A 21379-nucleotide genomic window follows, 5' to 3' on the forward strand; every position below is an offset into this window, starting at 1 on the left:
TAATGACAGGCCTTAACCTTCCGGTTAAGAAGGCCAGGACTGCCATATTTTTTATATCCGGTTTACCGGACTATTCAACATACCTTGTACTGTTTTTCCAGATCTTAGGTTCAAAAGCCTTGCCTTCGGCACGGGCCTTTTCAACCTCTTCTTTTACAGCAGGATCAAACCAAGCATAGTTGTAGATGGTATCGCCAAGTACACCCTTAACGAACTTCATGTTACCCCATGAAGGGAACTTAATCCACTTCCATGCAGCTGTTCTGTAAAAGTCGGTGTAATAGTTCGGGATTACAAGAGCTTCTTCGTGAACAAGGCGTTCAATCTTCTTGTTGTTTTCGGCCTTTTCAGAAATAGGAACAGAGTCATCGCTTTCAACAGCAAGGAGGGCTTCCATTTCGGGACTCCAATATCCCCAAATATTGTTGGTATCTTCTTTTTCGGCATTTTCTTTTGACCAGAATTGCCAATAGGTGGGCTGGAGCCTATAAGTCCATCTTAAAGAAACCATGTCATAGTCTTTTGCAAAGACCTTGGGTATCCATCCTTGTTCCATAAGGTTGAGGACAATTTCGACACCGGCTTTTTTAGCCTGCTCTTTTAGGTAAGCAAACTGCTCATTAGTTGAAGCACCGCCATATAAGAGTTCAAAGCTGGCTCTTTTGCCTTCTTTGTTTACACGGATACCGTCGCTTCCAAGCTTATCATAGCCTGCTTCTGCAAGGAGCTCGCCTGCTTTGACAGGATCAAAGTCGGGCTTGCGGATAGTATTGTCGTTAAAGTTGTATCCTGCCCATTCTTGTCCGATACCGATATTGTGATATCGTTTAAATTCGCCCTGCAAGATATTGTCGATCATACCCTGAATGTCAAAGGCATAGTACATGGCTGTTCTAACCTTCTTATCTTTAAAGAAGGGGCTTGTAACGTTCATAAACCAGCCTTGAGTACCCTGTGTCGGAGTAAAGTTTCCGATCCAGCGGTCGATATAGCCGTTTGTTACGTTGGGCTGTGTTGCAGCTTCGTTCCATTCTTTAGCCCTGGTTAAACCGAAAATGTCAAGCTCGCCCTTGTAAAAGTACTCTTTTTCTACATCTGCACCGCCTGTGATAACCTTGATTTCGATATAATCAAAGTTAGCCATGTTTTTAAAATAGGGAAGAGAATCACCCCACCAGTCCTTTACCCTCTTTAAAACAAGAACTTCACCCTTTATTGTTTTTTCTTCATCCAAAACATAGGGTCGGATTGTGGGAGAATACTTCCAGTTAAAGTCAACGTGCCAGTTCTTATAAAGCTGTCCGTTATTGAAGAATTTTTTATTGTAAGCTACAAAGTTGGTATTATCAATAAGCTCATATTTTGTAAGCTTATCCGATTCAAGCCACTTTACTGCAATACAATAATCGTTGATCTTCTTAACTTCAAATTTTGCACCGTACTTATTGTAGAAAGGAGCATCCAAGAGAGGATCATTCCACATCTGCCAAGCCCATACATAGTCATCGGCTGTACAGGGAGTTCCGTCAGACCATTTGATTTCTTCGCGTAATTTGTAGTAAACTGTCTGATTGTCGGCACCGAAGGCCCAGTGAGAACATTCAACGGGATACCAATCCTTTGTTTCATCGGAAGCCCACATTAGGCCGGAAGAAGAATACATATAGTCTCTCTGAGAATGGTTACCCTGAGGTCCGATAAAGCGGTAGTTTTCGGCATATTGGGATTCGGAAAGGTGCAGAGTACCGCCCTTCTTTGTCTGAGGGGAGCCGAAGTCGGGCATGTTTGCAGTAAGCCAAACGACATCTTCGGGCAGGCCTTCAACTTTAAGGTTTTTGTCTTCAATAACCTTAACACTAAAATCGGGAACTTTTTTAGCTTCTTCAGCCAGCAAGTGTTCGTATCTGGCAGAAGGACCCAATTTTGCTAAGTCGCCTTCTTTAGAGCAGCTTGTAAGAACGATAGCAAGTGCAACTAAAATAGTTCCAATCTTTACAAATCTTTTCATAAGATTCCTCCTAAATTTTTATATAATTAGCCTCAGAAAGGACCTAAGGGCCCTCTCTTAGAGCTATTTATAAACAGTATAACGCTTAGGATCAAAGGCTTCTCGTAAACCTTCTCCGATAAACGTAATCAATATAAGAACAAAAACAAAGGCTGTTACAGTCGAGCTTAAGATCCAAGGAGCATCCTTATACATGGAAGTTCCCATACTCAATAATTCTCCCCAACTAGGCGTAGGCGGACGTAAGCCGTATCCAAGATAATCCAAACCTGTTAAAGACGAAATACCGCCTGAGATTGCAAAGGGCAAGGCTGTAATAACTATAACTATGATATTCGGCAAAATATGGAGCATAACTATACGCATAGTACTTGCACCCATTGACTTAGCAGCTAAAACATAATCTCTTTCCCGTTCACGGTAGGTCATAGCTCGGGCTGCCCAAGTCTTACCGGACCAGCCGAATACCAGATAGACAAGCAAGAGCCAGCCGAATGAAAGGTGGAAAATTGAGCCTAAAATCATAACTATATACAAGAAAGGTATTTGTTCCCATATTTCGATAAACCTTTGAAAGAGAGTGTCAAACATTCCTCCGATATATCCCATCAAAATACCGATTGTAATACCTATTAAATAGGTAATAAATACAAACAATAGAGAGAAGGACATACATATGCGGTAGGCGTAGATAAGACGGGCCAAAATATCCCTTCCGATACTGTCAGTACCCAAAAAGTGTTTTGTCTTAAAAGAAGGAGCAAGAGGAGGATACATTTCACCGCTTCGGCCCTTAGCAAATCTAACCCATGTATACTTGCCGTCGGGCTGGGCAATTCCCTTTTCGGTACCTATTTTGTACCATGTATAATCCTTAGGATCTTCAGACTCAATCGAAGATTTTTTATTCCAAGCTATACCCAGATACTTTCTTTTGATGGAAGCAAAGTCCGAAAGGCGGGCCTTGTCGGGATTTTCCGTAAATTTAATCCAGACATATCTTTTGGTGCCGTCTTCATCTTGAGAAACCCTTATGCCGTCAACTTCCGATACATCAATCCATTTATAATCGGATGCATCATCAGAAGGCATTTCGCCGGGCTTGTTTAAGCTCAAGCCCATTACAGGGCAGCCGATATTGCTTAAAGAAAGTGGAGCCGGAGTTGAGTCCGTTTCATAGGGGTTATAAGGAACGGGAGGCATTATAAGCCAGCCGCGTCCCGTTTCTTTTAAGATAGGCTTAATAGCCCTATAATCAAGTTCCAGCTCATTATGCAGCTGTAAACCGAAATCCGTTGCATAAAGAACCTTTGAATATGTCGGGAAATACAACTTTCCGTCAATTTTCATCAATATGGGACGGTTATTTATAAGGAGTTCCGAAAAAAGAGAAATGATGTAAGTTACCAAAATGAACATAAGAGAAATTCTTGCACGCTTAATCTGCTTAAATCTGTGCAAACGCATTTTTGTAAGAGGGCTTAAAGCCATTCTTTCTCTAAACAATTGCCATGAAGCTTTTAATTTACTAAAAAAATCTTTGTTTGTATCTGCCTTAGTCATAATTTACCTTCCAAGTTTAATTCGCGGATCAACAAGTGATACGATAAAGTCGCTTAATATGTTTGACACCATTGAAACAAGGGAGGTTATAACAAGGGTTCCTAAAACAATGGCATAATCTCTTTCTTCCAAGGCCTTAAAACCTAAAAAGCCCATTCCGTTTATATTAAATATCTTTTCGATAAGGAAGGCACCGGCAAAGAAAACACCTAAAATACCGCCCAATCCGGCAGCTACAGGAATCATACTGTTTCTAAAAGCATGTTTCCATAGGGCATCCTTAAAGGTTCTACCCTTTGCGACAGCCGTCTTAACATAGTCGGATGCCATATTTTCCATCAGATAATTTTTGGTGGCTATTGTAAGGGTTGCAAAACTGCCCAAGGTATAAGCAACCATAGGCAAGAACATGTGCATAAAATTATCACCCAATTTACCGAAAAACGAAAGTTCGGCATAGTTTCTGGAGTACAAACCTCCTGAAGGGAAGATATTAAGCCTAAAAGAAAATACGGTGAGGATAATAATGGCAACAACATAGCTGGGTAAAGCATAAGTGATTATTATTATAAATGATGAAATGTTATCAGATACGGTTTTATGCTTAAGGGCCTTGGACATTCCCAAAGGTATACAAACCGAATAGGTTAATATCAGCGAGATAAGGCCGAAACGCAATGAAATAGGAATACGGGAACCGACCATATCTATGACTCTATCTCCGTATTTAGTCGAACGGCCTAAGTCACCTCTAAGCACCTTACCCATCCATTGAACATAAGAAATATACCAGGGTTTATCAAAACCGTAATAGGCTCTAAGCTCTTTTTCAATTTCCGCTTTGAGAGCACTGGCATTTTTTACATCCTTGTTAGTATTCTTACCTTCCAGGCCAAAAATAAGTTGATTTAAGGTCTGCTCGACAGGCCCACCGGGTACGGCACGTGTAATTGCAAAAACAACCAGAGTAATTCCTATGAAGGTAGGAATAATCAATAACGCACGCCTAACGAAATAGTTATTCATTATAAAGCTCCATAAAACCAAGATACTAATATACGACAAATCCTAACCAAATTATACCGGTTTGATTATTATAATATGAGGGAAGGAATGCGCATACTTAGACGTTCGGAATATTATCATAATGTAAAAAAAAAGTCTATAGTTCAAACAATTTTTTACCCTATAAGCCATAATTTTTTATTAATAAAAATCATCAATTTGGTCAAGGCTGACAAAGGTCCCCTTTTTACACGTCAAGATATTTCCGCAAGAACATTCGCCGCAAATGCCTACTCCGCACATTGTGTTCATTTCTAGGGACATAAAAATCTGAGATTTACGCACTCCCATTTTTAAAAGGATTTCGGAAGCCCTCCTCATAAAAATCATAGGCCCGACCAGATAGGCAGAAAAAAACTCAAGTTTACCCATGCTTTCGGCTTTTCCCTGAATCGGAAGGCCGGTATTCTCTTCAATATTGTCTTTTTGAAATTGGTTCAGCACCCTGCCTACTACGCCCTTATCGGCTACTTTTTTATAGGCACCGCATTCAATAAGAATTTTTTCGATACCGTTGGGCTCTCCATTTTTAATTTCTCCTGAAGTTCCTACATAAGACGAAACCGTTGTTCCCTGTTTTTTTAAGCGTTTTGCTAGGGCCGGAAGGACTGCAATACCGGTTCCTCCTGCAATTAAAAGGGCATTTTCGGTCTTGGGAGGCCTTATTCCCTTGCCGTAAAGCCCGCGCATATAGATTGTATCTCCTTCTTTGAGCTCAAAAAGAGCCTCGGTAAAGGGGCCGCGTTTTTTTATGATAAGGCTGATAGGATCGGGTTCAGCAAGCGAAAAGGGCTTTTCTCCAACTCCCGGAATCCACAAAAAGACAAACTGTCCCGCTTCGAATTTACACTTTCCGTTTAGGGTAATTATGACGATATCTTCACTTTCTTTTTCGATTTTTACGATGGTTTTAGCTTCATAGTCCAAGGCCTTTTTTTTGCGTAAAAAAGAGGATGTTTTATCGGTTTCTTTTCCGCGTATGCAGTTTAGAGCATCCGAGGCCAAGGCCTTAAAAAAAGGTTTTAAATCGTCCTGTTCAAGCATACCGCAGGCAGACCCGATTCCGACTACATCGGCTCCGGCCCTGACAAGCCCGGCAGCCTGAGCTCCGGACATAACGCCGCCCATTCCGATTATAGGAATTTCTTCCCCGACAGCCTTCCGTATATCGCTAATACATTCTAAAGCTCTCGGAAACACCCATGAGCCGCTCATACCGCCCTTTCCTCCCAGTTTATTTTGCAAGATTGGCTTGCCTGAATGGGGTTCAATATAAACTTTTGGGCCTACGGTGTTGATGGCCGTGATTCCGTCTGCTCCGGCTTCGATTACGGAGGAAGCTATAGCTCCTATATCTTCAACATTTGGGGTTAATTTTACAAAGATAGGAACAGTACAATCCGGCAGAGCTTTTTTTAAGGCCCTTACGTATCCGCTAGCAATCGCAGGGTCGCAGCCTATGGAGGCGCCGAAACCAGCCGAAGCATGGGGACAAGAAAAGTTAAGCTCAAAGGTGTCGGCTAATTCTTCAAAGCCCTTCACAAGACTGATAAAATCTTCGGGATTTGAGGCCGAAAGAGAAACATTTAAAATTGCGTTAGTCTTCCAAGAGGAGCGGAGCTCTTTAAGTTCTTTTACGGCCTGTTCCATTCCGCAGTTACGAAGACCTACGGAATTCCCGAAGCACCCCAATTCGGGCTCACAAAGGATGGGCTCGCGGTTTCCCGGATTGGGCAGCACCTGAAAGCTCTTTGTAGTAACAAGACCGAAGCCCAGCTCATCGGCACAGTACCTTATCAGATGGGGCTTTGTCGAAAGTACACCCGAAACCGTTGCAAGAACGGGTTCTGCCCTTCCTTCTCTCGCTGCCGTACCTGCATTTTTAATTTTTTGTATTATTTCTGCCTTGTTTTTCATTGAACACTCTCCGTTAATTTTTCCCCATCAGTTTTTTATCTCTTAATATTCATATGAAAGATAATACCAACTTGGTAAAACTTTACATAAGTTTTTTTATCGGTATCGAGAATCCTTGTTTGGTAAAAATCATCATTGCTGCCGCCTTTATAAAGCGGCTTTGTGTGCCACTGAGCCAAAAGAAGGATGTTATAATCTTTTTTTATGTTAAAGTTGATTATGGGGCCGAAGGTGGTATAAATAAGGTCTTCACCCCAAGTCTTTCTATCTAAGTCTTTAGGAGACGCATATAATTTTTTTTCGGTATCGATCTTTAAAGCCGCAAGGTCAAGAAAGATAGGCATCTTATACCCTATTAAATAGGAAGCCTGATATTTCCAGCCGTTACGATTTTGTCCGCTGTCATCTTTATAAATCCAAGAAGTTTCAGGTGATACACCGGTCATGGCATGGTAAAGGGCATATTGATCCATACGGAAAACCACATGACTCCAATCATGAGGGATTACAGCACCCAGATCAAACTGTAAGGCTCCGCCTAATGAGAAAGAGTAAACGGCATTTGTCAAAACAAGGTTTTTTTTATGAGTTTTTCCTGAATCGTTTTCATTAATGCCTATGCCGATAATGTCCTTGGGCTTGACAGGAATATTCCAGCCCGAGCCTACAGTTGCCTCGGTATATAACTCCATAAAAGCAACAGGAACCCAGGTAATTCCCGTAACGGCTCCTAAGCTTACAGGACTAATTTCCGCTCCTATTTTAAAGTTGATATGATTATCTTTCATCAATGGATTATCAAACCTCATTAAAGGAATTTTAAAATTCTGATTTACACCAAGCAAGGCTTGTGGAGGCCATGTTGCTATAAAGTTTATGTTAGTTATATACTCACTGCCTTGATTTTTTTGTTGAGGTATATCTTCATTACCAATACTTGAATCTTGTGCATTAATCGGCAATAAAAACAAAAGAAAAGAAAGAAGGCACAATAAAAAATTCTTCATCAATTAAGCTCCTCAGTTATTGCTCAAGTTAAGTTTATACCGCTTAATTCTATCACATTGCATAATAGGGGTCAAGATAGGCTTAAAGTGCTTTAATGCTTGACAGAATAAAAATTTACCATATAATATATCTATTATGATACATTTAATTAAAGATATTTTAACCTCAGAACCAAAAGGCCAAGCTATCGATGTTTACGGCTGGGTTCGCACAAAGCGGGAAACCAAGAATTTGGTTTTTATCGAGATCAATGACGGCTCTTGTTTTGCCTCCATTCAGGCAGCATTTGACAGGGATAAGGGACTCGATAATAATACGGAAGCTCTCTTAAAGAAAGCCGGCACCGGAGTTTCGGTAAAGGTTTCAGGTAATCTTGTTCCCTCACCGGCTGCGGGACAGAGTGTTGAGCTTCAGGCTAATAATATCCATATTTTCGGTGATGCCGATCAGGAAAAATATCCTTTACAAAAGAAACATCATACCATGGAATTTTTACGGGAGAAAGCTCATTTAAGAGCCCGCACAAATACCTTCGGGGCAGTCGCCCGAATGAGAAGCCAGATGGCCTATGCAATTCACACCTTTTTTCAGGAAAGAGGTTTTCAATATGTGCATACGCCTATTATTACGGGTTCGGATTGCGAGGGTGCCGGCGAGATGTTCCATGTTACCACCTTCGACATAGAAGAAACTGTAAAAAAAGCTCTAAAAGATAAAAAAGATCCCGATTCCTTTAAAATAGATTATTCTCAAGACTTTTTCGGCAAGCAGACCAACCTGACCGTTTCGGGACAGTTGGAGGGAGAAACCTATGCGACGGCCCTTTCGCGCATTTACACATTCGGCCCGACCTTTAGGGCGGAAAACTCGAACACAAGCCGCCACCTTGCAGAGTTCTGGATGGTAGAGCCCGAAATGTCCTTCTTTACGATAAAGGAGAACATGGAGTTGGCGGAAGACTTTATCGTCTACCTTTTAAAATGGGCACTGGAAAAGTGCAGGGAAGATTTGGAATTCTTTGATTCGAGAATCAAAAAAGGGCTTATCGAAATGCTTAAAAATGTCGTAAACACGCCTTTCACCCGTCTTACCTATACCGAAGCTATAGCCGAACTTGAAAAGCACCTTGACCGCTTCGAGTTTAAGCCCTACTGGGGCTGCGATCTCCAAAGCGAACATGAAAGGTTTTTAACCGAAGAAGTATATAAGGGTCCCGTAATCGTTACCGACTATCCCAAGGAGATTAAGTCCTTTTATATGAAGTTAAACGAGGACGGAAAAACGGTAAGGGGCATGGATGTGCTTGTTCCGGGCTTGGGCGAAATCATCGGGGGTTCCGAAAGGGAAGAAAACCTAGATATTTTGCAAGGCAGAATTAAGGAACTGGGATTGAGAGAAGAAGACTATTGGTGGTACCTTGATCTCCGCCGATACGGAACCGTTCCTCATTCGGGATTCGGCCTCGGCTTTGAAAGGCTCCTCCTCTATGTTACGGGTATGGGAAACATAAGGGACGTTATCCCCTTCCCCCGAGCACCTAAATTGGCAGAGTTCTAATTATTTTAATACAAATTAAGCTTTAAAATGAAGCACAGCTCAAAAAGAATTTTAAAATGTATTTTTATCCTCTTTGCGGCTGTGCTTTTTTGTGTTTTAAGCTTTGCAGGTTTCGTTTTTTTTCATGTTTCCGAATTAAAAAAGGCCGAGCCTCTTCAAATTTCTTACGAACAGGTTGAAAGAGCTCTTGATATTTTTTACAAAGAGCATAAATTCAATGCCGAGTTTCCGCCCCTTAATTCCATCGAAAATCTTTTACCCGTTCAAAAACCGCCTTCTGCAGCTGCGGTAAAACCGGCCGATATCGAATTACCTCAAATCGATGCGGAAGCCTATATTCTTATTCATGCAAAAACAGGAACAATTTTGGCGGAACACAATGCAGAAAAACAAATTCCTCCGGCCTCCCTTACAAAGCTGGTAACGATTTATACCATGCTGCAAAATCCCGAATTTCAAAATTTGAAAAAGAGGGTCAGTCCGCCTAAGGAGGCCTGGGCCGTTTTTTTACCTCGCGGGGCTGCATGGATGGGCTTGGGAGAAAATCAAACTTTGACCGTAGAAGAATTGATAAGAGGAATGACCGTTTGTTCCGGGAATGATGCAGCCCTTGCCGCAGCCATCCTTACTGAAGGAAGCCTTAAAAAGTTTACGCTTAAAATGAACGAGGCCGTCAAAAAGATGGGTTTAAAATCCACCTGCTTTGAGGACTCTTCGGGCTTAAGCGAAAAGAACCAAACCACTGCCAAGGACTTTGCCCTATTTTCTCTTCATTATTTAAAACGCTATCCCGAAAACCTAAAAAAATTTCATTCGCTAAATGAGATAAGCTATCCCCAAAAGCACAATATTCTTATCAAAAAAAATTCCTCAGGCTTAAAACAGTTTCAAATTACAAAGCCTGCTACCAATACTCTTTTAAAAAAACTGGAAGGCTGTGACGGCTTAAAAACAGGCTTTATTTACGAGTCGGGTTTTAATATTTCGCTTACAGCTCAAAAAAACGGTGAGCGTTTTATTGCGGTTATCTTGGGCGGCCATTGGAAAAACTTAAAAGAAGGAATCTCCACAAGAGAGCAAAATTCGATTAAGCTTATGAACTTTGCATTCGATAATTTTGCAAGCTTCGATATAAAGGAGTACAACAAAATCGAAAAAACCGTAAAGGTACTTGGCTCAAACCTAAACGCAAAAAATTCCGCAATTATTCCCGTCCCTGCAAATTTGGATTTTTCGCAAGATTATCTTACCGTGTTTAAAAACGATGAGAGGCATATAGAAAGAGTCATCAATCTACCCGAAACAATAAAGGCTCCTATTTCTGCAGGCCGGCAAATCGGTTCTATGGAATACCGTATCAAAGATTCGGGCCTGATCCTAAAAACCATACCCCTGCTCTGCCCTATCGATATAAAAGATGGCTCATCTTTTAGAAAATTTATAGACGGTTTTTTTAGATAATTTTTGTAAAAGAATAGTAAATATTTCAAATAATACATACAACATAATTGATGATAGGCTATAAAAATTTATCCGTTACGGACAAACCCGATATGAGGGAAAGGCTTTTAGAGTACGGGCCTCAGAATTTAAGCGACTCTGATTTGGTGGCCATTCTTTTACGCACAGGCATTAAGGATAAACCCGTAAAAGAATTGGCCGAGGACATTATTCTCCACATCGACAGGGCAAGGCCTGAAAAAATTGAGGGCTATCTGCGCTCTATCCGCGGGATGGGAGATTCAAAGATTTCAACGGTTCTTGCTGCCATGGAATTGGGAAGGAGGTATTACGACAATAAGAACCGAACGATTTCGCACCCGACCGATGTTGTTCCGCTCTTGCAGCACTATGCAGGGAGGGACAGGGAGCATTTTATCTGCGTTTCCTTAAACGGAGCAAACGAAATTATTGCAACCCGTGTTGTAAGTGTCGGTACAATAAACAGAACGATTGTGCATCCGCGTGAGGTTTATTCCGATCCGCTAAAGGACAGGGCGGCTGCAATAATTGCAGCCCATAATCATCCTTCGGGAAATTTGGAACCTTCAAGTGAAGATATGGAGCTGACACACCGCATCTACGAGGCAGGAAAAATTTTAGGCATCAAGCTTTTGGATCACATAATCTTGGTGCCCAACGGAAATTTTTTCAGTTTTGTGCAAAGCGGCATGAGATTGGATATGTAAGCTCTAATCGAAAAAGAGGCAGAGCCCGATTACTTCTTTGCAGCCTCCTTCTTTTAAGGCCGCAGCACAAAAGTTAAGGGTTGCTCCCGTGGTCATAACATCGTCCAAGATGATGAGCTTTTCGGGCAAGGCGGGTTTTAAATCCTTGGATTGTAAAAGCCGCTTTTTTTGTTTTAAAAAAATCTTTCCTTTTAGGTTGCTTGCCCGTTTTTCGCGGGAAAGGCTTTTTTGGGAAGCCCCGTCCTTCCGCTTTAAGCAGCGGAGAATAGGAAGATTATACAAATGTTCCAAATAGACGGAGAGATCTTCTATTTGATCCCAGCCCTTGTTTTTAATCTTTTTAGGACGGGGCGGAACCGGCACCATAGGAATGTTTTGAAGCTCAAGACTCCCTTCAATAAAGGCAGCAAGGGCAGAAGCATAAATTTCTGCAAAGCCTCTCATGTTTTGATTTTTCCACAAGCGTAAAAGCTCGCCGCCCCTGCCCTTGTAAGGATAGAGGGTGTAAACCCTTTTTACAAAATCGGATTGAAGAGAAAGCAGCTTTGCACTACCCTCTTTTTTTTCAGTTTCTTGCTCATTCGTTTTTTCTCCTGCCCCTTCTTCATTTTTTTCCCGTAATTTAGCCCTGCAATTTGTGCAAAGCTCCTTTTCGGAAATTAAAATCTTTCCGCAAGAAGAGCAAAACTTTTCCGGGTATTTAAGCCGGAACAAAACAGGCTCGGTAATTTCTTTTTGCAAACACTTACCGCAAAGCGGAATACCGGTTCCCGTTTCTTCCCCGCAAAAGAAACAAACCTGAGGACAAATTATACGGGCATAAATATTCCTCAGAAAAGTCAACGCCTCTAATTTAAATCTTTTTATCATGATAATACTTCTCCTTCCTATAAGTATTATCTTAATTTTATGAGTCTTTTAGTATATTTTAAAAATTCTTAAAAAAAAATTAAACGGAGTATTTACTTTTTACGGAACGTCTACATTACTTCCATAAAGGGAATGAGCACGAGGTTCATTGCGTTTTGAAGCACTATCTTTGTTGCCCTTGCCAATTCCATTCTTGTATAAGAAAGATCTGCCGTTTCTCCTGAAAGAATCGGGCAATCGCGGTAGAAGCGGCTGAAGGCTTTTGAAAGTTCGTAAAGATAGGAAGTAAGAGCCGTCGGATCCTTTTTTAAGGCAGCCCGTTCAACCTGTTCGGGGAAGTCCTCCAAGGTTTTTAAAAGAGCCCATTCGGATTCGTGGGTCAAAAGGGAAGCATCCGGTTTTCCGTTCTTTAATTTTTCTTTGCCCTCGTCAGTTTCTGCCTTTCTTAATATGGAAGAAATTCGGGCTCCCATGTATTGAAGATAGGGGCCTGTGTTTCCGGTAAAGGAAAGAGATTCCTTAGGATTAAAGAGCATATCTTTTTTGGGACTTACCTGTAATAGAAAATAATGCAGAGCGCCTACTGCAATCTTTTCGGCAGCCGCTGAAGCAGCTCCCACTTCCTTTTCTCTTCCGTTTTCTTCGATTTTTTTTAGAGCCTCATCTTGAAGAGAGTTGATAAGGTCATCGGCATCCACTACCGTACCCTCGCGGCTTTTCATTTTTCCCTCAGGCAGGTTTACCATTCCGTAAGAAAGGTGGTATAGGTCGCGAGCCCATTCAAAACCGAGTTGTTTTAAAACATAGAAAAGAACTTGAAAATGATACTCCTGCTCATTTCCTACAACATAGATCATTTGGTTAAAGGGCCAGTCCTTGTGGCGGGAAATTGCAGTTCCTATATCCTGTGTCATGTAAAGAGAAGTGCCGTCGCTCCTCAGCAATACTTTTTTGTCGAGCTTGATGGGAGCAAGGTCAACCCAAACGGAGCCGTCTTCTTCCTTATAAAAAACTCCACGCTCCAAACCTTTTAAAATCTGATCTTTTCCTTTTAGGTAAGTTTCGCTTTCATAATAAAGCTTATCGAAGGAGATGCCGGTTCTCTTATAGGTTTCCTGAATGCCGCCTATAGCCCAGCCGTTCATCATCTTCCAAAGATTGATGAGTTCCGAATTCTTTCCGGCCTCCCAATCCAAAAGCATCTGCTTCGCCTCGGCCTCGGCCTTTTCAGGATTTTGCTCACTGTATTTATGGAAGGCGACATACATATCGCCTACAAAGCGGTCTGACTTTATATTTTCGCTTTCAGGAGTTTTTCCTTCGCCGAATTTTTGGTAGGCTATCATGGACTTACAGATATGAACGCCCCGATCGTTTATAATGTTTACCTTAAAAACATCTGCCCCGCAAAATTTTAAAATACGCGAAATACTTTCACCCAGAGCATCGTTACGGAGGTGCCCCAAGTGGAGGGGCTTATTCGTATTCGGGCTTGAAAACTCAATCATAATTCTCTTGCCTGAAAGAGAAGAAGTTTTCCCGTAGTTTTCTTTTTGACTTAGAACCTTGTCCAAAACATTCGAGGCCACGTCTCCCTTGTCAAAAAAGACGTTTAAATATGGTCCTACAGCCTTAGGCGTTCCGTATTTTTTTATTGTCTCGTTTTCCAAAAGACGGGCACAGACATCTGAAGCAATCTTAGCCGGAGCCGTTTTAAAGCTCTTTGCAAAGCTAAAAAGAGGAAAGGCCGCATCCCCCATCTCAGGGTTGGGAGGAGTTTCTATATTTATATTTTCGGGTAAAATCTTATCGCAATTTTCGGGAGCAATCCCGTTTAAGGCATCGGCAATGATTTTTTGCCATGTAGTTTTAATATCTTCCATAATAGACGGATTATACCGTATTTTTTGAAAGTTTTCAATCGGGTTCTGCTTGCATAAAAATGCCAAAAATGCTAGAATTACCCACAATTTTTAATGAGGTGAAATATGATTAGAGGCGGAGACATAGCTAAGGGCACGGTTTTGCTCAATAAGGGTACTCCCTATTTGGTTGTTGAACGGGAATTTGTAAACCCCGGAAAGGGAGCGGCCTTTGCCCGTGTTAAAATGAAGAATTTAAGAGACGGCTCTGTTTTGATGCAGACAATCAAAACGGCAGACACAGTTGAAGATGCAGTAGTAGATACCCACAAATGTCAGTATCAGTACAAGGACGGAGATCTGTTTATGTTCATGGATACGGAGAGTTTTGAATCCATTTCCGTACCTGCCGAGACAGTAGGAGACAAGGAGCACTATCTAAGAGAGGGAGATGAGTACGATATTCTTATATGGGAAAATGAACCTATCGATGTAAGGATTCCCACAAAGATGATCTTCATTGTTGAGCAAAGCGAAAACTATATAAAGGGAGATACCGTTTCGGGAGCAACAAAGCCCATCGTTACTGAAACAGGCCTTGTAGTAAGAGTTCCGCTTTTTATTAAGCAGGGCGAAAAAATTCTCGTAAATACCGAAACAAACGAATATCAGGAAAGAGTTAATAACTAACCCTTACAGAAAAGGACGGTAGTTAAGAGGCTTCCCCTTAATTACCGTCTTATTAAATGAAGCTTAAGCTACTACGGAAGCTGATTCTGAAAGCTCGTGAATGTAGCCGGTGCGGACGCACATATCAAAAAGATCTTTTTCTATAAAATCTTCACTTACCTTTTGATAGCCTTCCTTATCCATACAAATACGCAGGATGTATCCGGCATCGGTTTCTTGTAAAATCGTACAATATGAGGCATCGCCTTGAGTAGTTTTTATCGAATATAATTTCATACTTTCCCTCCGTATAGTAATATTTTCGGTATACAAAATAAGACCTTTAGGATATAATGATTTCCATGTATACCGATGCCCATGTCCATATTTTAGACACAATCGAAGAATTAGATTCTCAAAATATAGAAAACCCGATTTTTAAAACCTTTGATAAGGAAATATTTTTTTGTGCTTCTGCAAATGAAGCAGGCCGTTTTGAGGTTCAAGAAAAACTATGCAGGGAAAATACAGGGAATTTTATCCTTTCTTTCGGAGTGCATCCTCAATGCCCGATAGAAAACGAAATCCCCTATTTAGAAAAACTTATAAGCTCAAAAAAAATAGCGGCAATAGGAGAATGCGGTTTCGATCTATTCAATGAGCACTATAAAAGCGCCTTGGAAGAGCAAAAAAAAGTATGGAAGGTACAATTGGAGCTTGCCTTAAAATCGGGACTCCCAATAGTCGTACACTGCCGAAAAGGTTTACACCTCATATTCGACGATGTAAAGACTATAAAAAAAATAAATGCGGTTATCTTTCACGGATGGGCAGGTTCTGTAAACGAAGCAAGGTCGCTTTTAAAAAAAGGCGTAAATGCCTATTTTTGTATCGGTAAGGGCCTGTTACGCGGACAAAAAACACAAATTGAAACGGCAGCAAATTTAGAAGAAAATAGAATCTTAACCGAAACGGATGCACCATACATGAGATTAAAAGAAGAAAAATTTTCACTTCCTACAGATATAAAAAAAGTATTTTCCGAGCTTGCAGAAATACGGGCTGAGTCAGCAGGTTTTTTAAACTATGATGAGCAAAATTACAAAAATTATACGGAAGATTTAAAGGTTTCCATCTTTGAAAATTTTAAAAAAGCATACAGTATCGATTTTAAACGTAATGTCAACGTTAAAGGTAATTGATTTTTTTTTAATCTTATTTTAAAATAAGCCATATGAAACAATTTATAAGAATTTTTATGGGCGGAGATGTTTGCGGAAACTTAGGTCTTGAAACCTTGCAAAAACATTTGCCCTTTATAATAGAAAAAGAAAAAATAGATTTTTGTGTGGTAAACGGAGAAAACACGGCCCACGGTGTAGGCATAAAAGAAGATCAAACTGAGGCTTTTTTTAATGCAGGCGTAGACGTTATAACCGGCGGAAACCACACGCTTGAAAGATTCGAAATCCGGATGAACTTCGGTAAGGATAAAAGGGTTTTACGGCCTCACAATTTTCCCCTGGCTCAAGGGTCCGGGCTCGCCCTTATCGAAAAAAACGGAATAAAATACAGCGTTATAAATCTTCAAGGAAGGGAAAACATGAGGGCTATCGACTGCCCCTTTCAAACTATAGATTCTCTTTTTTCATCGCAAAGCGATGACGATTTATCCGAGTCGATTAATATCATAGACTTCCATGCAGAGTCCACAATGGAAAAAGAGGCTCTCGCATTCTATGTTGACGGGCGTGTCTCGCTTTTTGCAGGGACTCATACTCACACCCAAACGGCAGATGAAAGAATTTTACCGAACGGTACAGCCTATATTACCGACCTCGGAATGATAGGCGCAAAAGAATCCGTAATAGGCGGCAGTCCCTTTACGGCAATAACAAGAACAAAGAGTCAGGTACCCCAGCGTGTAGAGGTTCTTGAAGACGGGCTTGCAATATTTTGCGGCTTAGTTGCAGAAATAGATATCGAAACAAAAAAAGCCGTTTCAGTAAAAAGAATTCAAATCAGCGCATAGAACATTATAGACGATTAAACAAATGCCGGGATTTTTAAAAATCCACCTTTCCCGAAATACCTGCATTTACGTTAAGCAAAAAAGAATTTGACGTTGTAGAGGCCCCTTCCAATTCTGCAAATATTTTGATTTCTCCATGGGAGCCTATCTTTGTTGACTGCGAGTGTTTAAATGAAAGCTTATAATTAAGTTTTTTTAAGCTCTTATTTTGTGAAAGCTCTATCGAAAGTTTTTCCTCCCGGCTGTCGGACAGAGGTATTTTTGAAAAGCTTTCTATTATTACGCGAGGAAGAGATGTTCCGCCCTTATACGAAAACATTAGGCTGAATTTTTCTTTCCATTCATCGGTTGAAAGTTTTGAGTTTTCTATTTTTGAAGCCGTATATAAAAATTCGTTTTCAAAGCCAAGCTTATTATTTGAGTTAAAGAAAAAATAAAGGCCATGGTTTGAATTAAAGTTAAATTTAAAAAAGTTTTTTCCAAACGAAAAACCGAATTTATAGAACCTGTTTAATTCATCTTGATCATAAAAATCAAACCAATCAAAATAACCGTATTTACCCGAAATATTTAAAGTCGTGTACTTAAATGAAAAATCAAGTCCGTATATATTGCTTTGCCCGGAATTTAATTGGGCGGATTGTACTAATCTGGATACGGCCGTACCGAATTCCAGCGGCGTATATAAATCCTTAATGGTTCCGCTTATCAAGCGTGAAAGGTTAAATCCGTAAGAATTAAAAAAAGTATAGTACACTTCATTGTTATTGGTTTGAATTTCTTTGACTATTTTTTGGTCAAACATGTCATAAAAAAAAGGTATAGAAAAAAGCCAATATTGACCTCCCAATCCCGTAAATAAAAATTTTAGATCCGAAGCATAAGAGTCTTGCTTTTCAGCTTCGGTTCCAATCTTTTCTTTTGTAATTTTTCTTTTAACAATCGGAGAAAAAAATATTTTTCCCGTATTAAAGGGTACGGAAATTTCAAAGCCGGTTTCATCAAGGGACTTTACTTTTCCCTTATTTTGAAAAAGCGTTTTTGAAAATGCATCAAAGTTGATTCCCGACAATTGAATACCGTCTTTATCTTTTTCATTCGGAAAATAATTGAATAAAAAAGTCATCCCTCCTGTTCTATCCTCAGCATTTTTTTCACCCTTTGAATACATATCGATTAAGCTTTTTGTCCATGCCGAATTGTAAGAAGCTGAGGCCGGATTTAAAAGAGTTTTATACTTTTGACTTATAAAAAAATTAATTTGACTGTATATAATTCCAAAATCCGCTTCCGGAATTGCAGGAGATATGGATGTAAGTATCTTTTGAGAAGTATAATCTTTGTTGTAGTCAACTGATGTCAGATAATTAATGTTTACATATTTTTCAAAATTAATCTTACCTTCTCTTCTTAATATATTATCATGTATATTTACAAAAAAATCTTCGGATAAGTAAACAAAATAAATAGGCATTATAACCGAATGTCCGTAACTTTCAATCATCTTTGAATTATCCGAGAAAAAATTATTTTTTAAAGACAAAAGACCGGCAAATTTAATTTTCCATATATCGATAGCTGCATTTGTTTTAGTATGAGCATTACCTATTCTTTTATCAATTTTTATATTCTCTTCAAAATAAAATTTCGGATTCGAAAAAACGGGGATAGAATTTTTTGAATAAAGAGGGCCGTCCAAGCTGTAATTAAAATAAGATTTATTTTGAAAAGAGTAAGCTTGTTCTTTTGCACTTAGTTTACGGTCAACACCCGCCTCAAATCCGAAAACGGATCCGGTTTTTATAGTTTGATTTTTATAATTCAAACCTGTCGAAAGCTTATAGGTATCTATCGGATTAAATTTTTGCTTTGTAATTTCCCAGTCACCCGAACCCGCAAAAAACATATCCAGCCCGGAAACCGGTCTCCAGTGAGCTCCGCCTGCAAAGCGTACAAGCCCGGAGTCGGAATAAGTTAGGGCTTCCTTCCATTGGATTTCGATAATATCATTTGAAAGTACAGGCTCATGTATCGTTAAATTATGATTTGACTCATTATAATCAAAATCGAATATCCGTATTTTATTTTTAAAAACACGTATACTTCCGGGAATTGCCGTATCGGGTAAAATAAAGCCGGGAGAAGGGAGGTAATTTTTACAAAATATTTGTAAACTTAAGTCCGATTCATCCGAGTTACCGGGAAGATATATTTTAGAGTCAGTTTTACGAAAAGGAAACATTTGCTCAATTATACTAAAATCATAGCCTTGGGAGGGATTCAGAACCTGAATAAATTTTAATTTTTGAAAATCTCCTAAAAAACTGCCGGCTGATTCAACTGAAGCTTCAAAGTTTAAAACCTCACTTTGCGTATGGGTATCAACAATACTCAAAGAAGAGTTTGAAGATTCCGGGGCCTCATAACGTGAAGCAATCTCAAAGGGAGAAAAATTATTTTTCTTTAATACCAATAAATCTTTTCCAAAAACATTTTCTTTATACCATGAAACATCAGGATGAATAGAAGCAATTATTTCGTTTATCGCCGGAATGGAACCTAAGACTGAAAAATAATCTGTAACATTCCCCAAATGCTTATTTGCCGGATTATTCGGGTCACCGGGATTGGCCTCCAAATCAAAATAATTTAAGGCAACCCCTTCAGGATAAGATTTTTTTAAGGATAAAGTTTTTAAGCGGGGATCTACCGCAAATTCATCGGGACTCAAAGGTCTCCATTGCCCTCCTGCAAAATCCTTTACAAAGACCAAGACAGGTTTTCCATATAGATTATCTACAGGTATATAAAAATGCCTCGCTTTTTGCCAAGCGTTAATCGAAATTTTATTTTCTATAATTTCCGTATTACCGTAATACGTTTTTGAATTGTATTCGGAGCTTTCATATCTGAGCACCGTATCGCCACTCCAATTCTCTCCTGCAAAGGTTCCCATAATACCGGGACTTATAAACTTACCGCCCCCGGTATCTATGTACCCATAATTAAGAGGAAATTTTATATTACTGTTCCCTGCCCGTATATGTTTGATAGGAGATTCTTCCTTTCCAAAATAACCGAAAGCCAAAGTACTTTTTTTATAGTCATCCTTATAAAGAGTTTCAAAATAAAATTCATTATTCAGTAAAAGCAATAAGGCTAAATTAGCCTTTTGTTTAAACACCCCCTGAAAAGAATTTACCTTTGCATAACCGTCAAAAAATTCAAAAGATGAAAGGCCTAAAAATTCCATATCCCAAAATCCGTCCAAAAAAAGAACGGTATTTTCTTCATCAAAATTTTTAAAATATTGCCCGGCCTTGTTTTCTCCGGTCCTCTTCTTGATTAAATCAATACCGAAATCTACATCCGGGTTTTCATCATTTTCAAAACCATGTGCAAAGCTTAACAAAAAAACACAGAATACAATTGAAACACTAACTATTTTTTTCATTCAAGGCCATCCTTATCTTTTTTTAAAAGGCGCGCAGGTTTTAAAATATTCTTTCCTTTTTTTTTTGTAAGAGCATACATAGTTTCTTCAATCTTTCTTTTTTTTATATTCTTTTCGCTGTAAAATAATTCGGTTTGTGCTTCAGGTCCATCGGATTCAACATTCATAATGCACAATCCCAAAAGTCTTATTGGAGTTTTATTATCGAATTTTTTATAAAAAAGTTCTTTAGCACGCTCAAACAAATCCTGAGTGTCATTGACAACAGCTCCTGTAGATTGAACGGAAACGGTAGTAAAATCATTATAGCGTATTTTAACTGAAACGGTTTTTCCTTTTACCTTCTCATCAAATATTCTATACATAAGCTCGGATGCCAGATAAAACATAACATCATCTATCTCTATATGAGAAAATAAATCATGCTCAAAGGTCCGCTCCGTACTTATAGAATGAGATTTGGCATCATCGCTAAAAACATCGTAAAGCTCTCCTCGTACAGCCTGATATAAAAAACTGCCGGATGCATTCCCTAAAATACTTTGTAAAAGATGCTCGCTTGAGTTAAATATTTGAGGTACGGTAGTCAAGCCTGCAGCAATAAGCCTTTCTCTCGTTTTTCCTCCTACACCCCATACATCCTTTAATGGGAGACTTTTCATAAAATCAATTTCTTCACCGGCAGGCACAATAAAAAGTCCGTCAGGCTTTGAGCGCCCTGAAGCTATCTTTGCAATATATTTATTTTGAGCACAACCTACCGAAACAGTTAATCCGGTTTTTTCCTTTATAGTTTTTTTTAATAAGAGTGCGGAATTTTTAGGAATACCGAATATTTTTTCCATGCCGGTCATATTTAAAAATGCTTCATCTACTGAAATTTGTTTTACTTCCGGAGTAAAATCCTTAAAAACAGCCATAACCTCTTTTGATTTTTCGTGATATCGATCCATTCGGCCTCTTAAAAATATACCGCCCGGACAAAGTTTTTTAGCCTGCAAAATAGGCATAGCGGAATGAACACCGAATTTTCTCGCTTCATAGGAACAAGTTGATACGACACCTCTTTCCGATTGACCGCCGACAATTACGGGTTTACCTCTATACTCAGGATTATCAAGCTGCTCAACGGAAGCAAAAAAGGCATCTATATCAACATGAAAAAAAACTTTTTCTGCCGTCATC

At 39.5% G+C, this 21379-nt stretch carries 16 protein-coding genes; 6 read left to right on the plus strand and 10 right to left on the minus strand.

Features of this window, described 5'->3' with window-relative positions:
- Positions 1–70: 70 nt before the first annotated feature.
- The 5 genes from E4O07_RS08535 to E4O07_RS08555 all read right to left on the minus strand — a co-directional run bounded on the left by E4O07_RS08535 (position 71) and on the right by E4O07_RS08555 (position 7560).
- Positions 71–2008, minus strand: a complete 1938-nt coding sequence (locus E4O07_RS08535) for an extracellular solute-binding protein (protein ID WP_253685028.1) — start codon at positions 2006–2008, stop codon at positions 71–73.
- A gap of 63 nt (positions 2009–2071) precedes the next feature.
- Complete coding sequence (locus tag E4O07_RS08540; RefSeq protein WP_253685029.1) at positions 2072–3571, minus strand: ABC transporter permease subunit; 1500 nt, start codon at positions 3569–3571, stop codon at positions 2072–2074.
- A 3-nt stretch (positions 3572–3574) separates the two neighbouring features.
- Positions 3575–4597 carry an ABC transporter permease subunit gene (locus tag E4O07_RS08545; RefSeq protein WP_253685030.1) on the minus strand — a complete coding sequence of 341 codons (1023 nt, stop codon included), beginning with the start codon at positions 4595–4597 and terminating at the stop codon, positions 3575–3577.
- A gap of 180 nt (positions 4598–4777) precedes the next feature.
- A complete protein-coding gene (locus E4O07_RS08550) occupies positions 4778–6553 on the minus strand; it encodes a dihydroorotate dehydrogenase (protein WP_253685031.1) in 1776 nt (591 codons plus the stop codon).
- 35 nt (positions 6554–6588) lie between these two features.
- On the minus strand, positions 6589–7560 hold the full coding sequence (locus E4O07_RS08555) for a hypothetical protein (protein ID WP_253685032.1): 972 nt from the start codon (positions 7558–7560) through the stop codon (positions 6589–6591).
- Positions 7561–7696: 136 nt separating this feature from the next.
- Here E4O07_RS08555 and asnS point away from each other — a divergent pair, with 136 nt between their 5' ends.
- Genes asnS through radC form a run of 3 tightly spaced genes read left to right on the plus strand, consistent with a single transcriptional unit; the run spans position 7697 to position 11307 of the window.
- The gene (asnS, locus tag E4O07_RS08560; RefSeq protein WP_253685033.1) at positions 7697–9118 is read left to right on the plus strand and encodes an asparagine--tRNA ligase; all 1422 of its coding nucleotides are present in this window, start codon (positions 7697–7699) and stop codon (positions 9116–9118) included.
- 27 nt (positions 9119–9145) lie between these two features.
- Entirely contained in the window at positions 9146–10579 is a 1434-nt protein-coding gene (locus E4O07_RS08565; protein ID WP_253685034.1) for a D-alanyl-D-alanine carboxypeptidase family protein, read from the plus strand.
- Between the two features lie 50 nt (positions 10580–10629).
- Positions 10630–11307, plus strand: a complete 678-nt coding sequence (radC, locus tag E4O07_RS08570; RefSeq protein WP_253685035.1) for a RadC family protein — start codon at positions 10630–10632, stop codon at positions 11305–11307.
- Between the two features lie 3 nt (positions 11308–11310).
- Here the strand turns inward: radC and E4O07_RS08575 are convergent, their stop codons facing one another.
- Together E4O07_RS08575 and argS are read right to left on the minus strand one after the other, a co-directional pair.
- Positions 11311–12177, minus strand: coding sequence for a ComFC family protein (locus tag E4O07_RS08575; RefSeq protein ID WP_253685036.1), 867 nt, complete (start codon positions 12175–12177; stop codon positions 11311–11313).
- 110 nt (positions 12178–12287) lie between these two features.
- On the minus strand, positions 12288–14060 hold the full coding sequence (gene argS, locus E4O07_RS08580; protein WP_253685037.1) for an arginine--tRNA ligase: 1773 nt from the start codon (positions 14058–14060) through the stop codon (positions 12288–12290).
- A gap of 105 nt (positions 14061–14165) precedes the next feature.
- Between argS and efp the strand changes: the two genes are divergently transcribed.
- Entirely contained in the window at positions 14166–14729 is a 564-nt protein-coding gene (efp, locus tag E4O07_RS08585) for an elongation factor P (protein WP_253678269.1), read from the plus strand.
- A gap of 63 nt (positions 14730–14792) precedes the next feature.
- Here efp and E4O07_RS08590 read toward each other — a convergent pair whose 3' ends face one another.
- Positions 14793–15005, minus strand: a complete 213-nt coding sequence (locus E4O07_RS08590; RefSeq protein WP_253685038.1) for a hypothetical protein — start codon at positions 15003–15005, stop codon at positions 14793–14795.
- Between the two features lie 56 nt (positions 15006–15061).
- Between E4O07_RS08590 and E4O07_RS08595 the strand changes: the two genes are divergently transcribed.
- Together E4O07_RS08595 and E4O07_RS08600 are read left to right on the plus strand one after the other, a co-directional pair.
- Complete coding sequence (locus E4O07_RS08595) at positions 15062–15910, plus strand: TatD family hydrolase (RefSeq protein WP_371921916.1); 849 nt, start codon at positions 15062–15064, stop codon at positions 15908–15910.
- Positions 15911–15942: 32 nt separating this feature from the next.
- Positions 15943–16740: a TIGR00282 family metallophosphoesterase gene (locus E4O07_RS08600; RefSeq protein WP_253685040.1), complete on the plus strand. Its 798-nt coding sequence runs from the start codon at positions 15943–15945 to the stop codon at positions 16738–16740.
- A 34-nt stretch (positions 16741–16774) separates the two neighbouring features.
- On the opposite strand, the gene E4O07_RS08605 is transcribed toward E4O07_RS08600, so the two are convergent.
- Positions 16775–20194: a hypothetical protein gene (locus E4O07_RS08605; RefSeq protein WP_253685041.1), complete on the minus strand. Its 3420-nt coding sequence runs from the start codon at positions 20192–20194 to the stop codon at positions 16775–16777.
- A complete protein-coding gene (dinB, locus tag E4O07_RS08610) occupies positions 20191–21378 on the minus strand; it encodes a DNA polymerase IV (RefSeq protein WP_253685042.1) in 1188 nt (395 codons plus the stop codon). Before dinB ends, E4O07_RS08605 begins: the two co-directional genes overlap by 4 nt.
- Position 21379: the final 1 nt, after the last annotated feature.

It is taken from the genome of Treponema sp. OMZ 798 (genome assembly GCF_024181385.1).
In the GTDB taxonomy this organism is placed as follows: domain Bacteria; phylum Spirochaetota; class Spirochaetia; order Treponematales; family Treponemataceae; genus Treponema_B.